The following is a 19,328-nucleotide window of genomic DNA, read 5'->3' as shown; positions in this document are numbered from 1 at the left end:
CCGGGCTGATCCTCCCTCCACCGACCGGCCGAGCGGCCGCATCAACCGATCGGTGGATGGGGGTCCGCCGGGGCGGGTCAGCCGCGCCGGGGGTGCAGTGCCCGGCAGACCTCGTAGGACGGCAGCAGACCCGCCCGTTCGGCCTCGGCCAGCCCGGGGGCGTTCCGGTCGCGTTCGGAGACCAGATACTCCAGGTCCTCGGGCCAGGGCAGGCCGAGCGCCGGGTCGAAGGGGTCGATCTCGTGTTCGGCGCCCGGGTTGTACTCCTCCGAGTTGAGGTAGGCCGCCACGGTGTCGTCCCGCAGCGCGATGAAGGCGTGGCCGAGGCCCTCCTCCAGATACACCGCCCGGTACGAGACGGGGTCGAGACGCACACTGTCCCAGCGGCCGAAGGTGGGCGAGCCCACTCTCAAGTCCACCACCACGTCGAGGAGTTCGCCGCTGACGCAGGTCACCATCTTGGCCTGGCCCGGGGGCACGTCCGCGTAGTGCACCCCGCGGACGGTGCCGCGCCGGGAGACGCTGTGGTGGTTCTGGCCCAGGCGCAGCGGATGGCCGACGGCCGCGGAGAAGGCCGAGTCGGTGTAGTGGGCGACGAACGCGCCGCGCTCGTCGCGGTGGACGTCCGGGCTGAACTCGTAGGCGCCGGACACCGCCAGCTCGCGCACCTTCATCGGCCGTGCTCCACGGTGAGCTTCTCCAGCACCGGCACCACGTCGTGCGGGGTGGGGGTGCGCAGGTTCTCCGCGCGCAGCCGCTCGGCGGTCTCCTTGTACGACGCGTCCTTCAGCAGCCGTTCGACACCCTCCCGCAGCACCTCGGCGGTCAACTCCGAGGCGTGGACGGCGAGTCCGGCACCGGCCTCGTGGAGGCTGGTGCCCTTGTTCCACCAGTCGGCGTAGCGGATGGTGGGGATGAACTGCGGTACGCCGTTGACCAGTGCGGTGCCCCAGGAGCCGAAGCCGCCGTGGTGGATGAGGACCGAGGCGCCGGGCAGCAGGGCGTGCAGCGGGACGAAGTCGACGATACGGGTGTTGGCGGGGACCTTCGCCAGCGCCTCGACCTCCTCGGGCGGCAGCGCGGCCACCACGTCGATGTCCATGCTCCCCAGGGTGTCGATCATGTCGGCCACCGGCATGAAGGTGCCGCCCAGGGCCGCCCGCGCGGAGACCCCGGAGGTCAGCACGACCCGCGGCCGCTCGGGGGTCTCGCGCAGCCAGTCCGGGATGTCGGAGGGGCCGTTGTAGGGCAGATAGCGGACCGGGACCCGCTGGACCGACAGCGGGAGCTGGAGGCTGGTGGGGATCTGGTCGATGGTCCACTGGCCGACCACGACCTCCTCGTCGAAGGTGTGGCCGTAGCGGCCGAGAATGGAGCCGAGCCAGTCGGCCAGCGGGTCCTCGCGGCGCTCCTCGGGCTGCTCGGCGAGGCGGGCCAGGAACACCTCGCGCATCTTGGCGTAGATGTCGATGCACCAGAGCAGCCGGGCGTGGGCGGCGCCCACGACCCGGGCGGCCACCGGGCCCGCGTAGGTGACCGGGTCCCAGATGACCAGGTCGGGCTGCCAGTGGCGGGCGTAGTCCACCAGCTCGTGCACCATGCAGTCGTTGTAGGTCTGGTACGCGAACATCACGCTGACCTTGAACTTCATCAGCACCTGTTCCCAGGAGTGCTGATCGAGCTCGGGGGTGGACCAGTCGGAGAGCGGGTTCTCCAGCGACTCGCGGTTCTGCGTCAGCATCTCGTGGAGATTGTGGTCCTTGCCGACCGAGACGGCCGTCAGCCCGGTGCTCTTGATGGACTCGGTCAGCGCGGGGTTGCTGGCGACATGCACCTCATGGCCCGCCGCGGCCAGCGACCAGGCGAGCGGGACCATGGTGAACAGGTGCGATTTCTCGGACACCGTCGCGAATAGGATACGCATCGTCGGTTTCTCTCTCAGTCGTTGGGTCGTCGGGGGCGGGCGGTGGCCGCCCGCAGGGTGTCCGTGATGACTCCGGCCACCGCCGCCTTCTGCTCACCCAGGTAGAAGTGGCCGCCGGAGAAGACCTCCAGCCGGAAGGAGCCCGAGGTGTGCTCCCGCCAGCCCGCCACTTCCGGGGCGGTGACGCGGATGTCGCTGTCGCCGGTGAGCCCCACGATGTCGCAGGCCAGCCGGACGCCGGGCCGGTATGCGTAGGTCTCGGCCGCCTTGTAGTCGCTGCGGATGGCGGGCAGGGCCAGCCGCAGCAGTTCGGTGTCGCCGAGGATCCGGGAGTCGGTCCCGCTGACCAGCTGGAGCTCCGCGATGAGCCCGGCGTCGTCGCGCCGGTGGATGTCCAGGCTGCGATGGTGGGAGGGCGCGGGCCGGCCCGAGGCGAAGAGCGCCACGGGCACCGTCCCCAGCTCCCCTTCGAGCAGTCTGGCCAGCTCGAACCCGACGCTAGCGCCCATGCTGTGGCCGAACAGCGCGATCGGCCGGTGTGCCGTGAGCGGCTTCAGCGCCTCGTAGATCTCGCGCGCCATCTCGTGGATGTCCTCGATGGGCGCGTCATGGCGGCGGTCCTGCCGCCCCGGGTACTGGACGGCCAGCGCCTCCACGGTCGGCGGCAGCAGCTCGGAGATCGGGAAGTAGAAGCTGGCGGCTCCTCCCGCGTGCGGCAGGCAGACCAGGCTGACCTCGGCCTCCGGACGCGGATGGAACCTGCGGAACCACAGGCTCTCATCGGTGACGGGCAACGCCATTGGTCGTCGTTCCTTTCGCGATGCGGGAAGGGCGCCTCCGCGGGGTGTCCGAGCGGGGTCCTGCGGGGTGTCCGGGGGGGGCCTGCGGGGTCAGGCGCCGTCGCGCGGCAGTCGCTCCAGCCAGTCCTCGATGGCCTGGGCGGTGGGGAGGGAGTGGTCCTCCATCATGGTGAAGTGGTTGCCGCGCACATCGACGATGTCGTGCGGCAGCTCCCAGAAGGACCGCCAGTCGGGCAGCTCCTCCAGCTTCAACGAACCGGTGGACAGCGGCTCCAGCGCACGCACCAGGAGGGTGGGGGTCTCGATCGGCTCGGGGTCCCAGCCGCCGAAGAGGTTGAGGTACCACCCCATGGCCGACAGCCGGGCGTCGTCCATGGTGACGAACACGCCCTCGCGCTCGGTCATCCCGTCCATGAGCGAGAGCCCGAACTGGTTGAGGATGCTGCTCTTGGGCACGTACGTGTCCACCAGGACCACCGCGGTCGGCTTGATGCCCATCCGCTCCAGGTGTCCCGCCGCCGCGTGGGCGAACCAGCCGCCCGCCGAGGAGCCCAGGAGCACGATGGGCTGCCCGTCGGCGGCCTTCGCCACCGCCTCGGCCTGCGCGGCCACCACCGCGTCCGCCGTCTCCGGGAGTGGCTCACCGCGGCCGAAGCCCGGCAGCGCGAGCGCCGACACATCGCGCCGGCCCCGCAGCGAGGCCGCGAACCGCGCGTACTGGTGGATGCCCGCGACCGCCAGGCACGAGGAGAAGCAGAACAGGTGCTGCTCGGCCGGGCCCTTGCTGAGCCGGACCGGCATCGGCAGCTTCTCCAGGTCGGAGCTGGCACTGAACCGGGGCCGCAGCGCCGCCGTGGCGTGCAGCAGGTCAAAGATTTCCTTCCACTTCCCGGTCTCGAACGCCTCGGTGTACAGCGTGCTCAGCGTGGTGGACTCCCCCGCCGCGGCGGGCGCCGCGCCCGCGGGCGTCTGCTCGGCCGGGCCCGACTGCCGGGCCGCGGCCAGTTCGGAGCGGAGCCGGACGGCCAGATCGGTGGGCGTCTCGTGGTCGAAGACCAGCGTGGCGGGCAGCCTCAGCCCGGTGGCCGCGTTCAGCCGGTTGCGCAGCTCGACCGCGGTGAGCGAGTCGAATCCGGAGTCCACGAACTCATGGGCCGGGCCGATCGCGGACGGGTCCGGGTGGCCGAGCACGGTGGCCACCTGCGCGCACACCAACTCCACCAGTACGGCGTCCTGTTCGGCCTCGGGCAGCGCGGCGAGCCGTTCCCGCAGCGCGGAGCCGCCGCCCGGCGAGCCACCGCGCGTGGTCGCGCCCGCCCGGCGCGCCGGTGTCCGCACCAGCCCGCGCAGCAGGAGCGGCACCGAGCCGGATCCGGCGCCCGCGCGCAGCGCCGCGAGGTCGATCCGCATCGGGATCAGCAGCGGGGTGTCCAGGGCGAGGGCGGTGTCGAGCAGTTCCATGCCCTGTTCTGAGGAGAGCGCGGCCACGCCCGAGCGGGCGGCCCCGGCCGTGTCCGCCGTGCCGGTCATCGTGCTGGTACGCGCCCACAGCCCCCAGGCGAGGGAGTGGGCGGGCAGCCCCTGGGCCCGGCGGGCCTGGGCGAAGGCGTCGAGGAAGCCGTTGGCGGCCGCGTAGTTGCCCTGGCCCGCGCCGCCGAGCACTCCGGCGGCCGAGGAGAAGAGCACGAACGCGGCCAGGTCCAGCTCCCGGGTGGCCTCGTGGAGGTGGAGTGCGGCGTCGACCTTGGGCCGCAACACCGTGTCCAGCCGCTCGGGGGTGAGCGAGGAGATCACCCCGTCGTCCAGCACCCCGGCGGTGTGGAACACCCCGGTGAGCGGACGGTCGGCGGGCACCTGGGCCACCAGGGCGGCCACGGCGTCCCGGTCGGCGGTGTCGCACGCCGCCACGGTCACGGTCGCGCCGAGCGCGGTCAGCTCCTCGCGCAGCCGACCGGCCCCCTCGGCGGCCGGTCCCCGGCGGCTGGTCAGCAGCAGATGGCGGACGCCGTGGCGGGTCACCAGATGGTGGGCGAGCAGCCCGCCGAGCGTGCCGGTGGCGCCGGTGATCAGCACGGTGCCCTCGGGGTCCAGCGCACGCGTGGCGCCGGTGGTGTCCGTGGTGTCCGTGGTGTCGGTGGTGCCCGTGGCGCCCGTGGCGCCCTGGGCGCGGGCGAGCCGCGGGGTGTGCGGCTGTCCGGCGCGCAGCGCGAGCTGCGGCTCCCCGGTGGGGAGGACCGCCGGGAGGGCCCGTACGGACTCCTCGTGCTCGTCGAGGTCGACGAGGGTGAACCGGTCGGGGTTCTCCGACTGCGCCGAGCGCACCAGGCCCCAGACGGCGGCGCCCGGCAGATCGGTGACCTCCGCACCGGGCGCGGTGGCCACCGCGCCACGGGTGACGAACACCAGCCGGGAGTCGGCGAACCGCTCATCGGCCGACCAGTTCTGGGCCAGCTCCAGGGCGGTGCGCAGGGAGTCCCGTACCGCGTCGGCCGGTGCGCCGGGCCCGGCGGCGCAGGACACCAGGACCGCCGCGGGGGCGGCCGTACCGGCGTCGACGGCCGCGGCCAGCGACTCCAGGTCCACATATGACTCCAGGTGGACCCCGGCCGCGAAGAGGCTCTCGGTGACCTCCAGCCCGTCGTCGCCGACCAGCGCGGCCCGGGTGAGCGGGGTGGGCCGGTCGGAGCCGGTGAGGGCGGGCCAGTCGAGCTGGAACAGCGACTCGCTGCTCGCGGCGCGGGCGCCGCTGAGCTGATCACCGGTCATCTTCCGCAGCAGCAGACCCTCGACGGTGGCCACCGGGCGGCCGGTGGGGTCGGCCACCGCGAGCGCCACGGTGTCCTCCCCGGCCGGGGAGATCCGCACCCGCACCTCGTCGGCCCCGGCGGCGTGCAGCGACACCCCGGTCCAGGAGAACGGCAGCCGCCCCTGCGCCGTCTCGGGGTCCTCCCCGGCGAAGAGGGTGCCGAGCGCGATGCCGTGCAGGGAGGCGTCGAGCAGGGCCGGGTGGATCCCGTACCCGGCGGCGGCCGTGCGCTGCTCCTGGGCCAGACCGACCTCGGCGAACACCTCGTCGCCGCGCAGCCAGGCGGCGCGCAGGCCCCGGAAGGCCGGGCCGTAGCCGAAGCCGCCCGCCGCGTACCGCTCGTACATGTCGCTGACGTCGAGTTCGGTGGCGTCCGCCGGAGGCCACGCGGTGAGTTCGGCGGGGGCGCTCGGGGCGGCGGTGGCGAGCGTGCCGGTGGCGTGCGGGGTCCACGGCTCGCCGAACCCGGCGCCCTCGGGACGGGTGTGGACGTTCAGCGAGCGCCGTCCGCTCTCGTCGGATTCGCCGACGGTCACCCGGAGGGTGAGCGCGCCACGCGCGGGGAGGATCAGCGGCGCCTGGAGGGTCAGCTCCTCGACCTGGTCGCAGCCGACCTGGTCACCGGCCTGGATCGCGAGCTCGAGGAACGCGGTGCCGGGGAAGAGGACCGTGCCGGAGACGGCGTGGTCGGCCAGCCAGGGCTGGGCGGCCAGGGACAGCCGTCCGGTGAGCACCAGACCGTCGGTGTCGGCGAGTTCGACGGCGGCGCCCAGCAGCGGATGCCCGGCCGGGCCCAGCCCCGCCGAGGTCACATCGCCCGCCCGGTCCGAGCCGTCGAGCCAGTAGCGCTGCCGCTGGAAGGCGTACGTGGGCAGTTCCACCCGGTGGGCGCCACGGCCCGCGAACACCCGCTCCCAGTCCACCGCGCCACCGTGGGCGTGCACCCGGCCCACCCCGGCCAGCAGCGACTCGGCCTCGTCGCGGTCCTTGTGCAGCAGGGTGATGAACGCGGCGGTGTCGGGGTCGGCGACGCACTCCTGGCCCATCACGGAGAGCACACCGGACGGCCCGACCTCGACATAGCGGGTCACGCCCCGGTCCTCGAGGAACCGCACCCCGTCCTGGAACCGCACCGGCTGCCGCACATGGCGCACCCAGTACTCGGGCGAGCGCAGTTCCTCGGTCACCGCCTCGCCGGTCACGTTGGACACCACCGCGATCCGGGGGGCGGCGTAGGTCAGCTCACCGGCGACCTTGGCGAACTCCTCCATCATCGGGTCCATCAGCGGCGAGTGGGAGGCGACGCCGATCCGCAGCCGCCTGCTCCTGGCGCCGACCGCCTCCGCGATCCGCAGGACGGCCTTCTCCTCGCCGGAGATCACCGTGGCGGCCGGGCCGTTGACCGCGCCCAGGGCCACCCGGTCCTCCTCGCCCGCCAGATGGGGCAGCACCTCGGCCTCGGCGGTCTGGAGCGAGACCATCGCGCCTCCGGCGGGCAGCGCGTCCATCAGCCGGCTCCGCGCCGCCACCAGCGCACACGCGTCCGCCAGCGAGAACACGCCCGCCACATGGGCCGCCACCAGCTCGCCCACCGAGTGGCCGACCAGGAAGTCCGCGGTCACGCCCCAGGACTCCAGCAGCCGGTACAGCGCCACCTCGACGGCGAAGAGGCCGGTCTGGGTGTAGAGGGTCCGGTCGAGCAGCTCGGCGTCGTCGCCGAAGACCACGTCGCGCACCGCGTGCTTGACATGGCCGTCCAGGTGGCGGTCGAGCTCGGCGCAGACGGTGTCGAACGCGGCGGCGAAGACCGGGAAGGCGGTGTGCAGGGCGCGTCCCATGCCCAGCCGCTGTGCGCCCTGCCCGGTGAACAGGAACGCCGTCTTGCCCGCGCCGGCCACCGCGCCGGGGGTGGCGCCGGAGGCCAACTGGTCGAGTTCGGCGAGCAGTTCGGCGCGACTGGAGCCCACGACCACCGCGCGGTGGGCGAAGGCGGAGCGGGTGAGTGCCAGCGAGTAGCCGATGTCCACGGGGGACGGCTCGGGCGCGTCCGCCGCGTAGGACCGCAGCCGCGCGGCCTGGGCGCGCAGGGCCTCCTCGGTCCGGCCCGACAGCGGCCACGGCACCAGGTCGGACACGGTGGCGGGCACGGCGGCGGGCACGGTCTCCGCGGATGTCTCGTCGGCGGGTGTCTCGTCCGCGGTCTCCTCGGCGGGGGCCTGCTCCAGGATCACATGGGCGTTGGTGCCGCTGAACCCGAAGGCGGACACGGCGGCGCGACGCGGCCGTTCGGCCTCCGGCTCGGGCCACGGCCGGGCCTCGGCCAGCAGCCGTACCGCGCCCGACTCCCAGTCCACATTGGGCGTCGGCTCGTCGGCGTGCAGCGTCTTGGGCAGCACGCCGTGGCGCAGCGCCAGCACCGTCTTGATGACCCCGCCGACACCCGCTGCGGCCTGGGTGTGGCCGATGTTGGACTTCAGCGAGCCGAGCCACAGCGGCCGGTCCTCGGGGCGGTCCTGGCCGTAGGTGGCCAGCAGCGCGCCCGCCTCGATGGGATCGCCGAGCGGGGTGCCGGTGCCGTGTGCCTCGACCGCGTCCACATCGGCCGGGGTGAGCCCGGCGTCGGCCAGCGCCTGCCGGATGACGCGCTGCTGGGAGGGGCCGTTGGGGGCGGTGAGCCCGCTGCTGGCGCCGTCCTGGTTGGTGGCGGAGCCCGTGACGACCGCGAGCACCCGGTGTCCGTTGCGCCGCGCGTCCGACAGCCGCTCCACGAGCAGCATGCCCACGCCCTCGCCCCAGCCGGTGCCGTCGGCGGACGCGGCGAACGCCTTGCAGCGGCCGTCGGCGGCGAGCCCGCGCTGGCGGCTGAAGTCCACGAAGGCCACCGGTGTGGACATCACCATCGACCCGCCGACCAGGGCCAGGGAGCACTCCCCCCGGCGCAGCGCCTGCGCGGCGAGGTGCAGGGCCACCAGCGAGGACGAGCAGGCGGTGTCCACGGTGACCGCGGGCCCTTCGAGACCGAAGGTGTAGGCGATCCGGCCGGAGGCGATGCTGCCGGAGCCACCGCTGCCCACGTACCCCTCGACATCGTCGGGCACTTGGCGCAGCCGGGTGGCGTAGTCCTGGTACATCACGCCCGCGAAGACTCCGGTGCGGCTGCCGCGCAGCGTGGCCGGGTCGACCCCGGCGCGCTCCATGGCCTCCCACGCGGTCTCCAGCAGCAGCCGCTGCTGCGGGTCCATGGCCAGCGCCTCGCGCGGGGAGATGCCGAAGAACGCGGGGTCGAAGTGGTCGGCGTCGGTGACGAAGCCGCCTTCGCGGGCATAGCTCGTGCCCGGCTTGTCCGGGTCCGGGTCGTAGAGGGCCTCCAGGTCCCAGCCCCGGTCGGCGGGGAACTCGGTGACCGCGTCACGGCCGTTCGCCACCAGCTCCCACAGGTCCTCCGGCGAGGCCACGCCACCGGGGTAGCGGCAGGCCATCCCGACAATGGCGATGGGCTCGTGGTCCTTTGTCTCGGCCTCCTGAAGGCGCTGGCGAGTGCGGTGCAGATCCGTGGTCACTCGCTTGAGGTAGTCGCGGAGCTTTGCCTCGCTCACCGTTTACCGCCCATCTCTGTGTATTCCAACTCCGTGCACTACAGGCCGAGTTCGTTTTCGATGAAGTCGAAGATCTCGTCGTCCGAGGCGGCGTCGATGCGGCCGGCGACCACGTCCTCCACGCCCTCCGGGCCCTGGCCGAGCCGTACCAGCAGGTCCTGCAGGCGCGAGGCGAGCGTGGTGCGCGCCTCCTCGTCGGCGGCCACCTTGGCCAGGTTGCCTTCCAGGGCGTCGAGTTCCGGGAAGGTCATCGACGCGGCGGTGAAGGCCTCCGGGGCGATTTCCGCTTCCAGGTACGCGGCGATCGCCGTGGAGGTGGGGTAGTCGAAGAGCAGGGTCACCGGCAGGCGCCGGCCGGTGGCCTTGCCGAGCTGGTTGCGGAGTTCCACCGCGGTGAGCGAGTCGAAGCCGAGGTCGAGCAGACCGCGCTCCGCCTCGACGGCCGCCACCGACTCGAACCCCAGCACCCCGGCCACGGTGGTGCGGACCAGGTCCAGCAGGAACCGGCCGCGTTCGGCCTCCGGCAGGCTCGTCAGATGCTCCTTGAGCCCCTCGGTGCGCGCGGGCGCGGCCCCGGCTCCGGCGGCTGTCCGCCGGGCGGCCCTGGTGGCGGGCGCGGCCCTCACCAGCCCGCGCAGCAGCGCCGGTACGTCACCGGACCGCGCTCCGAGCCCCGCGGCGTCGAGCCGCATCGGCAGCACGACGGCGGCGTCGACGGCACGCGCGGCGTCGAAGAGCCCGGCCCCGTCCTCCGAGGAGAACGGCACGATGCCACCGCGCGCCAGCCGGTTCAGATCGGCGCCCTCCAGCTTGCCGGTCATCTCGCTGCGCTGGGCCCACAGCCCCCACGCGTGTGACTGGACGGGCCGGCCCTGGGCGCGGCAGTGCTGGGCGAAGGCGTCGAGGAAGGCGTTGGCCGCCGCGTAGTTGCCCTGGCCCATTCCGCCGAAGGTGCCCGCGATGGAGGAGAACAGGACGAGCGCGGACAGGTCCAGCTCGCGGGTCAGCTCGTGCAGGGTGAGCGCGGCGTCGACCTTGGGCCGCAACACCCGGTCGATCCGCTCGGGGGTGAGCGAGGAGACCACACCGTCGTCCAGGACGCCCGCGGTGTGTACGACGGCCGTCAGCGGATGGGCGGCGGGGACGGTGGCCAGCAGCGCGGCCAGCGCCTCCCGGTCGGCCACGTCGCAGGCGGCGAGGGTGACCCGGGCGCCCAACTCCGCCAGCTCCGCACGGAGTTCCGCCGCGCCTTCGGCATCCGGGCCACGACGGCTCGTGAGCAGCAGATGCCGCACTCCGCCCTCGGCCACCAGATGGCGGGCGATGACCCCGCCGATGGTGCCGGTGGCCCCGGTGACCAGCACCGTGCCCTCGGGATCCCAGGCGGGCGGTGCGGTGTCGGGGGCGGGGGTGGTGGCGAGCCTGGCCACCGTGATGTCGCCCTGGCGCACGGCCAGTTGGGGCTCGTCCAGGGCGAGCGCGGTCGGCAGGGCGAGCGCCGACTCCTCGTGTTCGTCGAGGTCGACGAGCACGAACCGGCCGGGGTTCTCCGACTGCGCGGAGCGCACCAGGCCCCACATGGCGGCGTGCGCCAGGTCGGGTACGTCCGCGCCGGGCGTGGTGGCCACCGCGCCCCGGGTGAGGAACACCAGGCGGGAGTCGGCGAACCGGTCCTCGGTCAGCCAGGCCCTGAGCAGCGCCAGCGCCCGGTGGGTCGCGGTCCGTACGGCGTCGGCCACGCCCTGGGGGTCGGGTGCGCAGGGCACCAGTACGGTGGCGGGCACGGCGGCCGGGTCGGCGGGCAGCGCCTCCAGGTTCGGATAGGTCCGCACATCGAGCCCGACCAGCTTGAAGTCGTCGTCGCCGAGCAGGGCCCAGCGCCCGGAGGCTTGTTCGGGCGTGGCCGCGGAGGTGTCGGCGGCCACCCAGTCGAGCCGGTAGAGCGTGTCGCCGCCCGCGGCCTCGCCGAGCCGTTCGGGCCGCTTGCGCAGTACGAGTGATTCGACGGTGGCCACCGGCCGTCCGATGGTGTCCGCCACGGTCAGGGACACCGTGTCGGTGCCGCTCGGGGTGAGCCGCACCCGTACCTCACCGGCCCCGGAGGCGTGCAGCGTCACCCCGGTCCAGGAGAACGGCAGCCGGCCCTCGCCCGCCTGGAGCATCGGGCCGAGCGCGATGGTGTGCAGCGCGGCGTCCAGCAGCGCGGGGTGCAGTCCGTACGCGGTGGCGGCGGACTGCTGCCCCTGCGCCAGCCGTACCTCGGCGAACACCTCGTCGCCGCGCAGCCAGGCCGCGCGCAGTCCCTGGAACGACGGGCCGTAGCCGAAGCCACCCGCCGCGAACCGCTCGTACAGGTCCTCGACCTCGATCGGCTCGGCGCCCGGCGGCGGCCACGCCCCGCCCAGGTCGTACGAGCCCTCGGCGGCTCCGGCCGCCAGCACACCCGTGGCGTGCCGGGTCCACGGCAGCTCACGGTCCGCGCCCTCGGGGCGGGAGTAGACGTTCAGCGCACGCCGCCCGTCCTCCTCGGGCGGGTCCACCACCAACTGCAGGGTGATGGCTCCGCGCTCGGGGAGGATGAGCGGCGCCTGGAGGGTCAGCTCGTCGACCCGGTCGCAGCCGACCTGGTCACCGGCCTGGATCGCGAGTTCAAGGAAGGCGGTGCCCGGGAAGAGGACCACACCGGAGACCGCGTGGTCGGCCAGCCAGGGCTGGCCGCGCGTGGACAGCCGCCCGGTGAGCACCAGGCCTTCGCTGTCGGCGAGTTCGACGGCGGCGCCGAGCAGCGGATGTCCGGCGGCGCCGAGACCGGCCGAGGCCACATCGCCCACGGTGGCGGGCGCGTCCAGCCAGTAGCGCTGCCGCTGGAAGGCGTACGTGGGCAGCTCCACCCGGCGGGCGCCACGGCCCGCGAACACCCGCTCCCAGTCCACCGCGCCACCGTGGGCGTGCACCCGGCCCACCCCGGCCAGCAGCGACTCGGCCTCGCCGCGGTCCTTGCGCAGCAGCGGAACGAACGCGGTCTCGGTGCCGGGCTCGGTGTCGGTGTCGGTCTCGGCCAGGCACTCCTGGCCCATGGCGGAGAGCACCCCGGCCGGGCCGATCTCGACGAAGCGGGTCACGTTCTTCTCGGCGAGGAAGCGGATGCCGTCCCCGAAGCGCACCGCCCCGCGGACGTGGCGCACCCAGTACTCCGGCGAGCACAGCTCCTCGCCCGCCGCCTCACCGGTGACGTTGGAGACCACCGCGATGCGCGGCGCGGAGTAGCCGATCCCGGCGGCCACCGTGCCGAACTCGGCGAGCATGGCGTCCATCAGCGGCGAGTGGAAGGCGTGGGACACGGTGAGCCGTTTGCTCTTGGCCCCGGTCGCCTCCGCGATCCGCAGGACGGTGTTCTCGTCACCGGAGATGACGGTCGCCCGCGGCCCGTTGACCGCCGCCACGCTCACCCGGTCCTCGTGGCCCTCGAGATGCGGCAGCACCTCGGCCTCGGCCGCCTGGAGGGACACCATCGCACCGCCCTCCGGCAGCGCCTGCATCAGCCGGCCCCGGGCCGCCACCAGCGCACACGCGTCCGCCAGCGAGAACACCCCGGCCACATGGGCGGCCGCCAGCTCGCCCACCGAGTGGCCGACCAGGAAGTCCGCGGTCACGCCCCAGGACTCGACCAGCCGGTACAGCGCCACTTCGAGGGCGAACAGCGCGGTCTGGGTGAACACGGTCCGGTTCAGCGGCTCCACATCCTCGCCGAACACCACCTCCCGCACGGAGCCGTCCAGATGGCGGTCCAGCTCCGCGCACACGTCGTCGAACGCCGCCGCGAACACCGGGAAGGTGTCGTACAGCTCCCGTCCCATGCCGAGCCGTTGAGCGCCCTGTCCGGTGAACAGGAAGGCGGTCTTCCCGGCGGCGCCGGCCACGGTCTCCTGTGCCGTCCCCGAGGCCAGTTCGCCGAGGCCCCGCAGCAGTTCCTCCCGCTCGGCGCCGACGACCACGGCGCGGTGGCCGAAGGCCGAGCGGCCCGTCGCCAGCGCGTAGCCGACATCCACCGGGCGCAGCTCGGGCCGCTCCTCCAGATGGGCCCGCAGCCGCCCGGCCTGCGCCCGCAGCGCGGTCTCGCCGCGCGCGGAGAGCACCCACGGCACCACATCGGAGTCGACGGTCCGCTCGGCCACCGGGGCGGTGTGCTCGGGGCCCTGCTCCAGCACCACATGGACGTTCGTGCCGCTGACGCCGAAGGCGGACACGCCCGCGCGCCGCGGGCGTCCCATCTCGGGCCACTCCCGGGCCTCGGTCAGCAGCTCCACCGCACCGGCCGACCAGTCCACGTCGGGTGAGAGCGCATCGGCGTGGAGGGTCTTGGGCAGCACGCCGTGGCGCAGCGCCAGCACCGTCTTGATGACCCCGGCGACGCCCGAAGCGGCCTGGGTGTGGCCGATGTTGGACTTCAGCGCGCCCAGCCACAGCGGCCGGTCGGTGTCCCGCCCCTGGCCGTAGGTGGCCATCAGGGCCTGTGCCTCGATGGGGTCGCCGAGCCGGGTGCCGGTGCCATGGGCCTCGACCGCGTCCACCTCGGCGGCCGACAGGCCCGCACCGGCCAGTGCCTGGCGGATCACCCGCTGCTGGGCTGGGCCGTTGGGGGCGGTGAGGCCGTTGCTGGCACCGTCCTGGTTGACGGCGGAGCCACGCACCAGCGCCAGCACCTCATGGCCGTTTGCCCGCGCGTCGGAGAGCCGCTCCAGCAGGAGCATGCCGACGCCCTCGGCCCACCCGGCGCCGTCGGCGTCCGCCGAGAACGCCTTGCAGCGGCCGTCGGGGGCCATGGCCCGCTGCCGGCTGAACTCGATGAAGGTGTCCAGCGTGGACATCACCACGACGCCGCCCGCGAGCGCCAGCGAGCACTCCCCCTGGCGCAGCGCCTGGGCCGCCTGGTGGAGGGCGACCAGCGAGGACGAGCAGGCGGTGTCCACGGTGACCGCGGGCCCTTCGAGGCCGAAGGTGTACGAGATGCGCCCGGACGCCACGCTGCTGGCGCTGCCGGTGGCGAGGTAGCCCTCGAACTCCTCGGGTGCGCGGGTGAAGCGCGAGCCGTAGTCGTTGTAGCTGGCGCCGATGAAGACTCCGGCCTGGGTGCCCTTCACCGAGACCGGATCGATCCCGGCCCGCTCGAACGCCTCCCAGCCGGTCTCCAGCAGCAGCCGCTGCTGGGGGTCGATGGCGAGTGCCTCGCGCGGCGAGATCCCGAAGAACTCGGGGTCGAAGTGGTCGGCCTGGTGGAGGAAGCCACCGCCGGTGGCGTAGAAGGTGCCCGGCTTGTCGGGGTCGGGGTCGTAGTGGCCCTCGATGTCCCAGCCGCGGTCGGTGGGGAAGTCCGAGACGGCGTCCCGGCCGTCCATCAGCAGCCGCCACAGCTCCTCGGGGGTGGTCACCCCGCCGGGGAGGCGGCAGCTCATGGACACGATGGCGATCGGGTCGTCGTCCACCGCGACGGCGGCGGGCACCGGGCCCGCCGGGACGGTGGCCGCGGTGTCACCGGCGCCGCTCTCGGCGAGCAGGAAGCGGGCCAGCGCGGTGACGGTGGGGTAGTCGAAGACGAGGGTGACCGGCAGCCGCAGCCCGGTGGCGGCGTTCAGCCGGTTGCGCAGATCGACGGCGGTCAGCGAGTCGAAGCCCAGTTCGCGGAAGGCGCGCCCGGCCTCGACGGCCGCGGTGTCGGCGTAGCCGAGCGCGGCGGCCACTTCGGTGCTGACGAGGCCGGCCAGCGCTTCCTCGGCCTCCTGCGGCGACAGCCCGGCCAGCCGCTGGGCCAGCGGGGTGTCCTGCTCGCCCGTGGTGGCGGCCGCCGCCTCCACCCGCCGCGCGTCGGGGAGTTCGCCGAGCACGGCGGCCCCGTCCAGGGAGGGGGTGGCGGCGATGAGCCGGTCCCACTCGACATCGGCCACGGCCACCTGGGTGTCGGCCACGTCCAGGGCGCGCTGGAGGGCCGCGATGGCCAGGTCGGGCGCCATCGCGGGCATACCGGTGGCGCGCAGCCGCGCCTCGACCGCCTCGTCCACCAGCCCACCGCCGGACCACGCGCCCCAGGCCACCGAGGTGGCGGGGAGGCCCTGGGCGCGGCGGGCGTGTGCGAGCGCGTCGAGGAAGGCGTTGGCGGCCGCGTAGCTGCCCTGGCCGGGACCGCCGAGCGTGCCCGCGAACGAGGAGAAGAGCACGAAGGCGGACAGCTCGCGGTCCCGGGTGAGCTCGTGCAGATGGAGCGCCGCGTCCACCTTCGGGCGCAGCACCCCGTCGGCGCGCTCGGGGGTGAGGGTGTCGAGCACCCCGTCGTCCAGGACGCCCGCGGTGTGGACGACGGCGTCGAGCGGTGCCTCGTCCGCGTCCAGCGTGGCGAGGAGGTCGGCCAGCGCGTCACGGTCGGCGGCGTCGCACGCGGCCACGGTCACCCGGACCCCCGACTCCCTTAGCTCGTCGGCGAGTTCGGCCGCTCCGGGAGCGTCGGGGCCCCGGCGGCCGGCGAGCACCAGGTGCTCGGCGCCGCCCCGGGCCAGCCAGCGCGCCACATGGGCGCCCAGGCCGCCGGTGCCGCCGGTGACCAGCACGGTGCCGCGCGGCCGCCACGGCGTGGTGGCGTCGGCCGTCGCCGAGGCCCTGACCAGCCTGCGTCCGTGGACCCCGGAGGCGCGCACCGCGACCTGGTCCTCATCGGGCAGCCGGCCCGCGAGCACACCGCACAGCCGCGCGACGGCGCGGTCGTCGAGGGTGCCGGGCAGATCCACCAGACCGCCCCGGCGCCGCGGGTACTCCACGGCGGCGATCCGGCCCAGGCCCCAGCTGAGCGCCTGCAGCGGACGGTCCAGCGCGTCCGCGCGGCCCACGGACACCGCGCCGCGCGTGGCGTACCACACCGGGACGTCGGCCCCGGTGTCGCCGAGCGCCTGCAGCAGGGCGAGGTTGAGGGCCAGGCCGAGCGGCTGTGCCGCGCCCGCGCGGTACGGGTCCTCGACGAGCGCGAGGAGCGAGAGCACCGCGGTCGGTGGCGCGTCCGCCGTGGCCTCGCCGAGCCCGCGGGCGAGCGTCTCGCGTACGGCGTCGGCTTCGGTCAGCTCGACCAGCCGTACCTGGGCGCCGCGTTCCCGCAGCGCCTCCGCGACGCGCGGGCCCTCCGGCGCTCCGGCGGGCGCGGCGATCAGCCAGGTGGCACCGGCCGACGACCGGTCGTGCGGGGAGGTGAGGGCGTCGCCCAGGGGCTTCCAGGTGACGTGGTAGCGCCAGGAGTCGAGCACGGACCGCTCGCGGCGCGCCCGGCGCCATGCGGCCAGCGCCGGAACCACCATGGCCAGGGACGACTCCTCGGCGTCCACCTCCAGCGCGGCGGCCAGCGCGGTCAGGTCCTCGCGCTCGACGGCGTCCCAGAAGTCGGCGTCCACCGCCTCGCCTTCGGCGGGTGCGGAGGAGCCTTCGAGCCAGTAGCGCTGCCGCTGGAAGGCGTACGTGGGCAGTTCCACCACGGACGCGCCAAGACCCGCGAACACCGCGGCCCAGTCGACGGCCACGCCCCGGACGAACGCCTCGCCGAGCGAGGCCAGGAACCGCTCGGGACCACCCTCGTCGCGCCGCAGCGACCCCACGACCACGGCATCCTCGGCGGTCGCCTGCAGCGGCATCGTCAGCACCGGATGCGGCGACATCTCCAGGAACGTGCCGAACCCGGCGGCGGACAGGGCCCGCACCGCCGACTCCAGCTCGACCGTCTCCCGCAGATTGGTGTACCAGTACCCGGCGTCCAGACCCGCGGTGTCGATGGTGTCGCCGGTGACCGTCGAGCAGAACGGCACCTCGGCGCGGCGCGGCGCGATCGGGGCCAGGACGTCGAGGAGTTCATCGCGCAACTCCTCGACATGGGCCGAGTGGGACGCGTAGTCCACCGGGATCAGCTTCGCCCGTACCTGCTGCGCCTCGCACTGGGCCTGAAGCTCACGCAGCGCCTCCGGATCACCGGACACCACCACGGCGCCGGGGCCGTTGACGGCCGCCACCGAGATACGACCGTCCCACGCGGCGAGCCGCTCCCGCACCCGATCGACACTCTCCGACACCGACATCATCCCGCCACGCCCCGCCAGCCCACGAGCGATGGCCTGCGAACGCAACGCGACCACCCGCGCCCCGTCCTCCAACGACAACGCACCCGCCACCACCGCAGCCGCGATCTCCCCCTGCGAATGCCCCACCACAGCAGCAGGCACCACACCACACCCACGCCACACCTCCGCCAACGACACCATCACCGCCCACAACGCCGGCTGCACCACATCCACCCGCTCCAACCCCGGACCCACACCCCGCAACACCCCAGACAGCGACCAATCCACAAACCCCGACAACGCCACCTCACACTCCGCCAACCGACCCGCGAACACCGGCGACGAATCCAGCAACTCCACCGCCATCCCCACCCACTGCGACCCCTGCCCCGGAAACACGAACACCGGCTTCCCGGCGTGGCCCGCCACACCCTGGGCCACGAGGCCACCGGGCTCGGCCCGGGTGAGCGCCGTCAGCCCGGCGCGGAAGTCCTCGACGCCACCACCGACCACCACCGCGCGGTGGTCGAAGCGGGCGCGGGTGGTGGCCAGCGAGAAGCCCACATCCGCCGGGGACGGCTCCGGACCCTCCGCGAGGCGTGCCAGCAGCCGCTCCGCCTGGCCGCGCAGACCGGACTCGGTCTTGGCCGACAGCACCCACGGCACCGCCGCGCCGCCCACCGGTGCCGCGCCCTCGTCCGAGGTGTCCGCGGGTCCGGTGGCCTCGGGGGCCTGCTCGATGATGGCGTGGGCGTTGGTGCCGCTGGCGCCGAAGGCGGACACCCCGGCGCGGCGGACCCGCCCGGTCTCCGGCCACGGCCGGGGCTCGGTGAGCAGTTCGACGGCGCCCGAGGTCCAGTCCACATTGGGCGACGGCTCCTGGATGTGCAGGGTCCTGGGCAGCACACCGTGGCGTATCGACTGCACCATCTTGATCACGCCGCCGACCCCCGCGGCGGCGGCCGTGTGGCCGATGTTGGACTTCAGCGAGCCGAGCCACAGCGGCCGGTCGGCCGGGCGATTCCTGCCGTACGTGGCGAGCAGGGCGTTCGCCTCGATGGGGTCGCCCAGCGACGTTCCCGTGCCGTGTGCCTCGACCACGTCCACATCGGTGCCGGACAGGGTGGCGTTGGCGAGCGCCTGGCGGATCACCCGCTGCTGGGCACGGCCGTTGGGCGCGGTGAGGCCGTTGCTGGCGCCGTCCTGGTTGATGGCGCTGCCGCGGACCACCGCGAGCACGGTGTGGCCGTTGCGGCGGGCGTCCGAGAGCCGCTCCAGCAGCAGCACCCCGACGCCCTCGCCCCAGGCGGTGCCGTCGGCCGTCGAGGAGAACGCCTGGCAGCGGGAGGAGGTGGACAGCGCCCGCTGGCGGCTGAACTCGATGAAGCCGCTCGGCGTGGACATCACGGTGGTGCCGCCGGTGAGCGCCATCGAGCAGTCGCCCTGACGCAGTGCCTGGCACGCCATGTGCAGCGCCACCAGCGACGACGAGCACATGGTGTCGACCGTGACGGCCGGTCCCTCCAGGCCCAGGGTGTAGGCGACCCGGCCGGAGAGGATGGCGCCCGAGGCGCCCATGGACATCTGGCCTTCCAGCCCCTCGGGGAGCTCGGTCAGATCGCGGGCGTAGTCGAAGTCGGTGGCGCCCATGAAGATGCCGGTGTCGCTGCCGCGCAGGGTGCCCGGGTCGATTCCGGCCCGTTCGAAGGTCTCCCAGACCACTTCGAGCAGCAGCCGCTGCTGCGGGTCCATGGTGAGGGCCTCGCGCGGCGAGATGCCGAAGAACGCCGGGTCGAACTGGTCCACGTCCTGGAGGAATCCGCCCTGGCGGGCGTAGGTGCGCCCCTCGCGGTCGGGGTCCGGGTCGAAGAGGTTCGGCAGGTCCCAGCCCCGGTCGGCCGGGAAGTCGCCCATGCCGTCCCGGCCTTCGGCCACGGCCTGCCACAGGTCCTCGGGGGAGCGGATGTCGCCCGCGTAGCGGCAGTTCATCGCCACGATGGCGATGGGCTCGGGGGCCTGCAGCTCCTGGATCCGGCGGTGTGCGGCGCGGAGGTGGCCGGTGGCCCGCTTGAGGTAGTCGCGCAGCTTCTTCTCGTTGTCCATGGTCGTCAGCTCCTC

At 74.0% G+C, this 19,328-nt stretch carries 5 protein-coding genes; all 5 read right to left on the bottom strand.

Annotated elements, in window-relative coordinates; genetic code table 11:
* Positions 1-77: 77 nt before the first annotated feature.
* Positions 78-674, bottom strand: a complete 597-nt coding sequence (locus NP777_RS09845; protein ID WP_256649709.1) for a dTDP-4-dehydrorhamnose 3,5-epimerase family protein — start codon at positions 672-674, stop codon at positions 78-80.
* A complete protein-coding gene (locus NP777_RS09840) occupies positions 671-1,903 on the bottom strand; it encodes an activator-dependent family glycosyltransferase (protein ID WP_256649708.1) in 1,233 nt (410 codons plus the stop codon). Before NP777_RS09840 ends, NP777_RS09845 begins: the two co-directional genes overlap by 4 nt.
* Before the next feature lie 35 nt (positions 1,904-1,938).
* Entirely contained in the window at positions 1,939-2,724 is a 786-nt protein-coding gene (locus tag NP777_RS09835; protein WP_256649707.1) for a thioesterase II family protein, read from the bottom strand.
* 90 nt (positions 2,725-2,814) lie between these two features.
* Entirely contained in the window at positions 2,815-9,126 is a 6,312-nt protein-coding gene (locus NP777_RS09830; protein ID WP_256649706.1) for a type I polyketide synthase, read from the bottom strand.
* Between the two features lie 38 nt (positions 9,127-9,164).
* Positions 9,165-19,313 (bottom strand): type I polyketide synthase, encoded by a 10,149-nt coding sequence (locus NP777_RS09825; RefSeq protein ID WP_256649705.1) that lies wholly within the window; start codon positions 19,311-19,313, stop codon positions 9,165-9,167.
* Between the last annotated feature and the right edge of the window lie 15 nt (positions 19,314-19,328).

Origin of the sequence: Streptomyces rugosispiralis (assembly GCF_024505145.1) — a bacterium.
GTDB lineage: Bacteria > Actinomycetota > Actinomycetes > Streptomycetales > Streptomycetaceae > Streptomyces > Streptomyces rugosispiralis.
Note: the sequence above shows the minus strand (reverse complement) of the source record. Positions and strands in the feature narration are given on the sequence as shown.

Bases quoted from the DNA above. Each gene is read 5' to 3' on its own strand.
- NP777_RS09835 (WP_256649707.1), bottom strand. From the start codon at position 2,724: ATGGCGTTGCCCGTCACCGATGAGAGCCTGTGGTTCCGCAGGTTCCAT.
- NP777_RS09845 (WP_256649709.1), bottom strand. From the start codon at position 674: ATGAAGGTGCGCGAGCTGGCGGTGTCCGGCGCCTACGAGTTCAGCCCG.
- NP777_RS09825 (WP_256649705.1), bottom strand. From the start codon at position 19,313: ATGGACAACGAGAAGAAGCTGCGCGACTACCTCAAGCGGGCCACCGGC.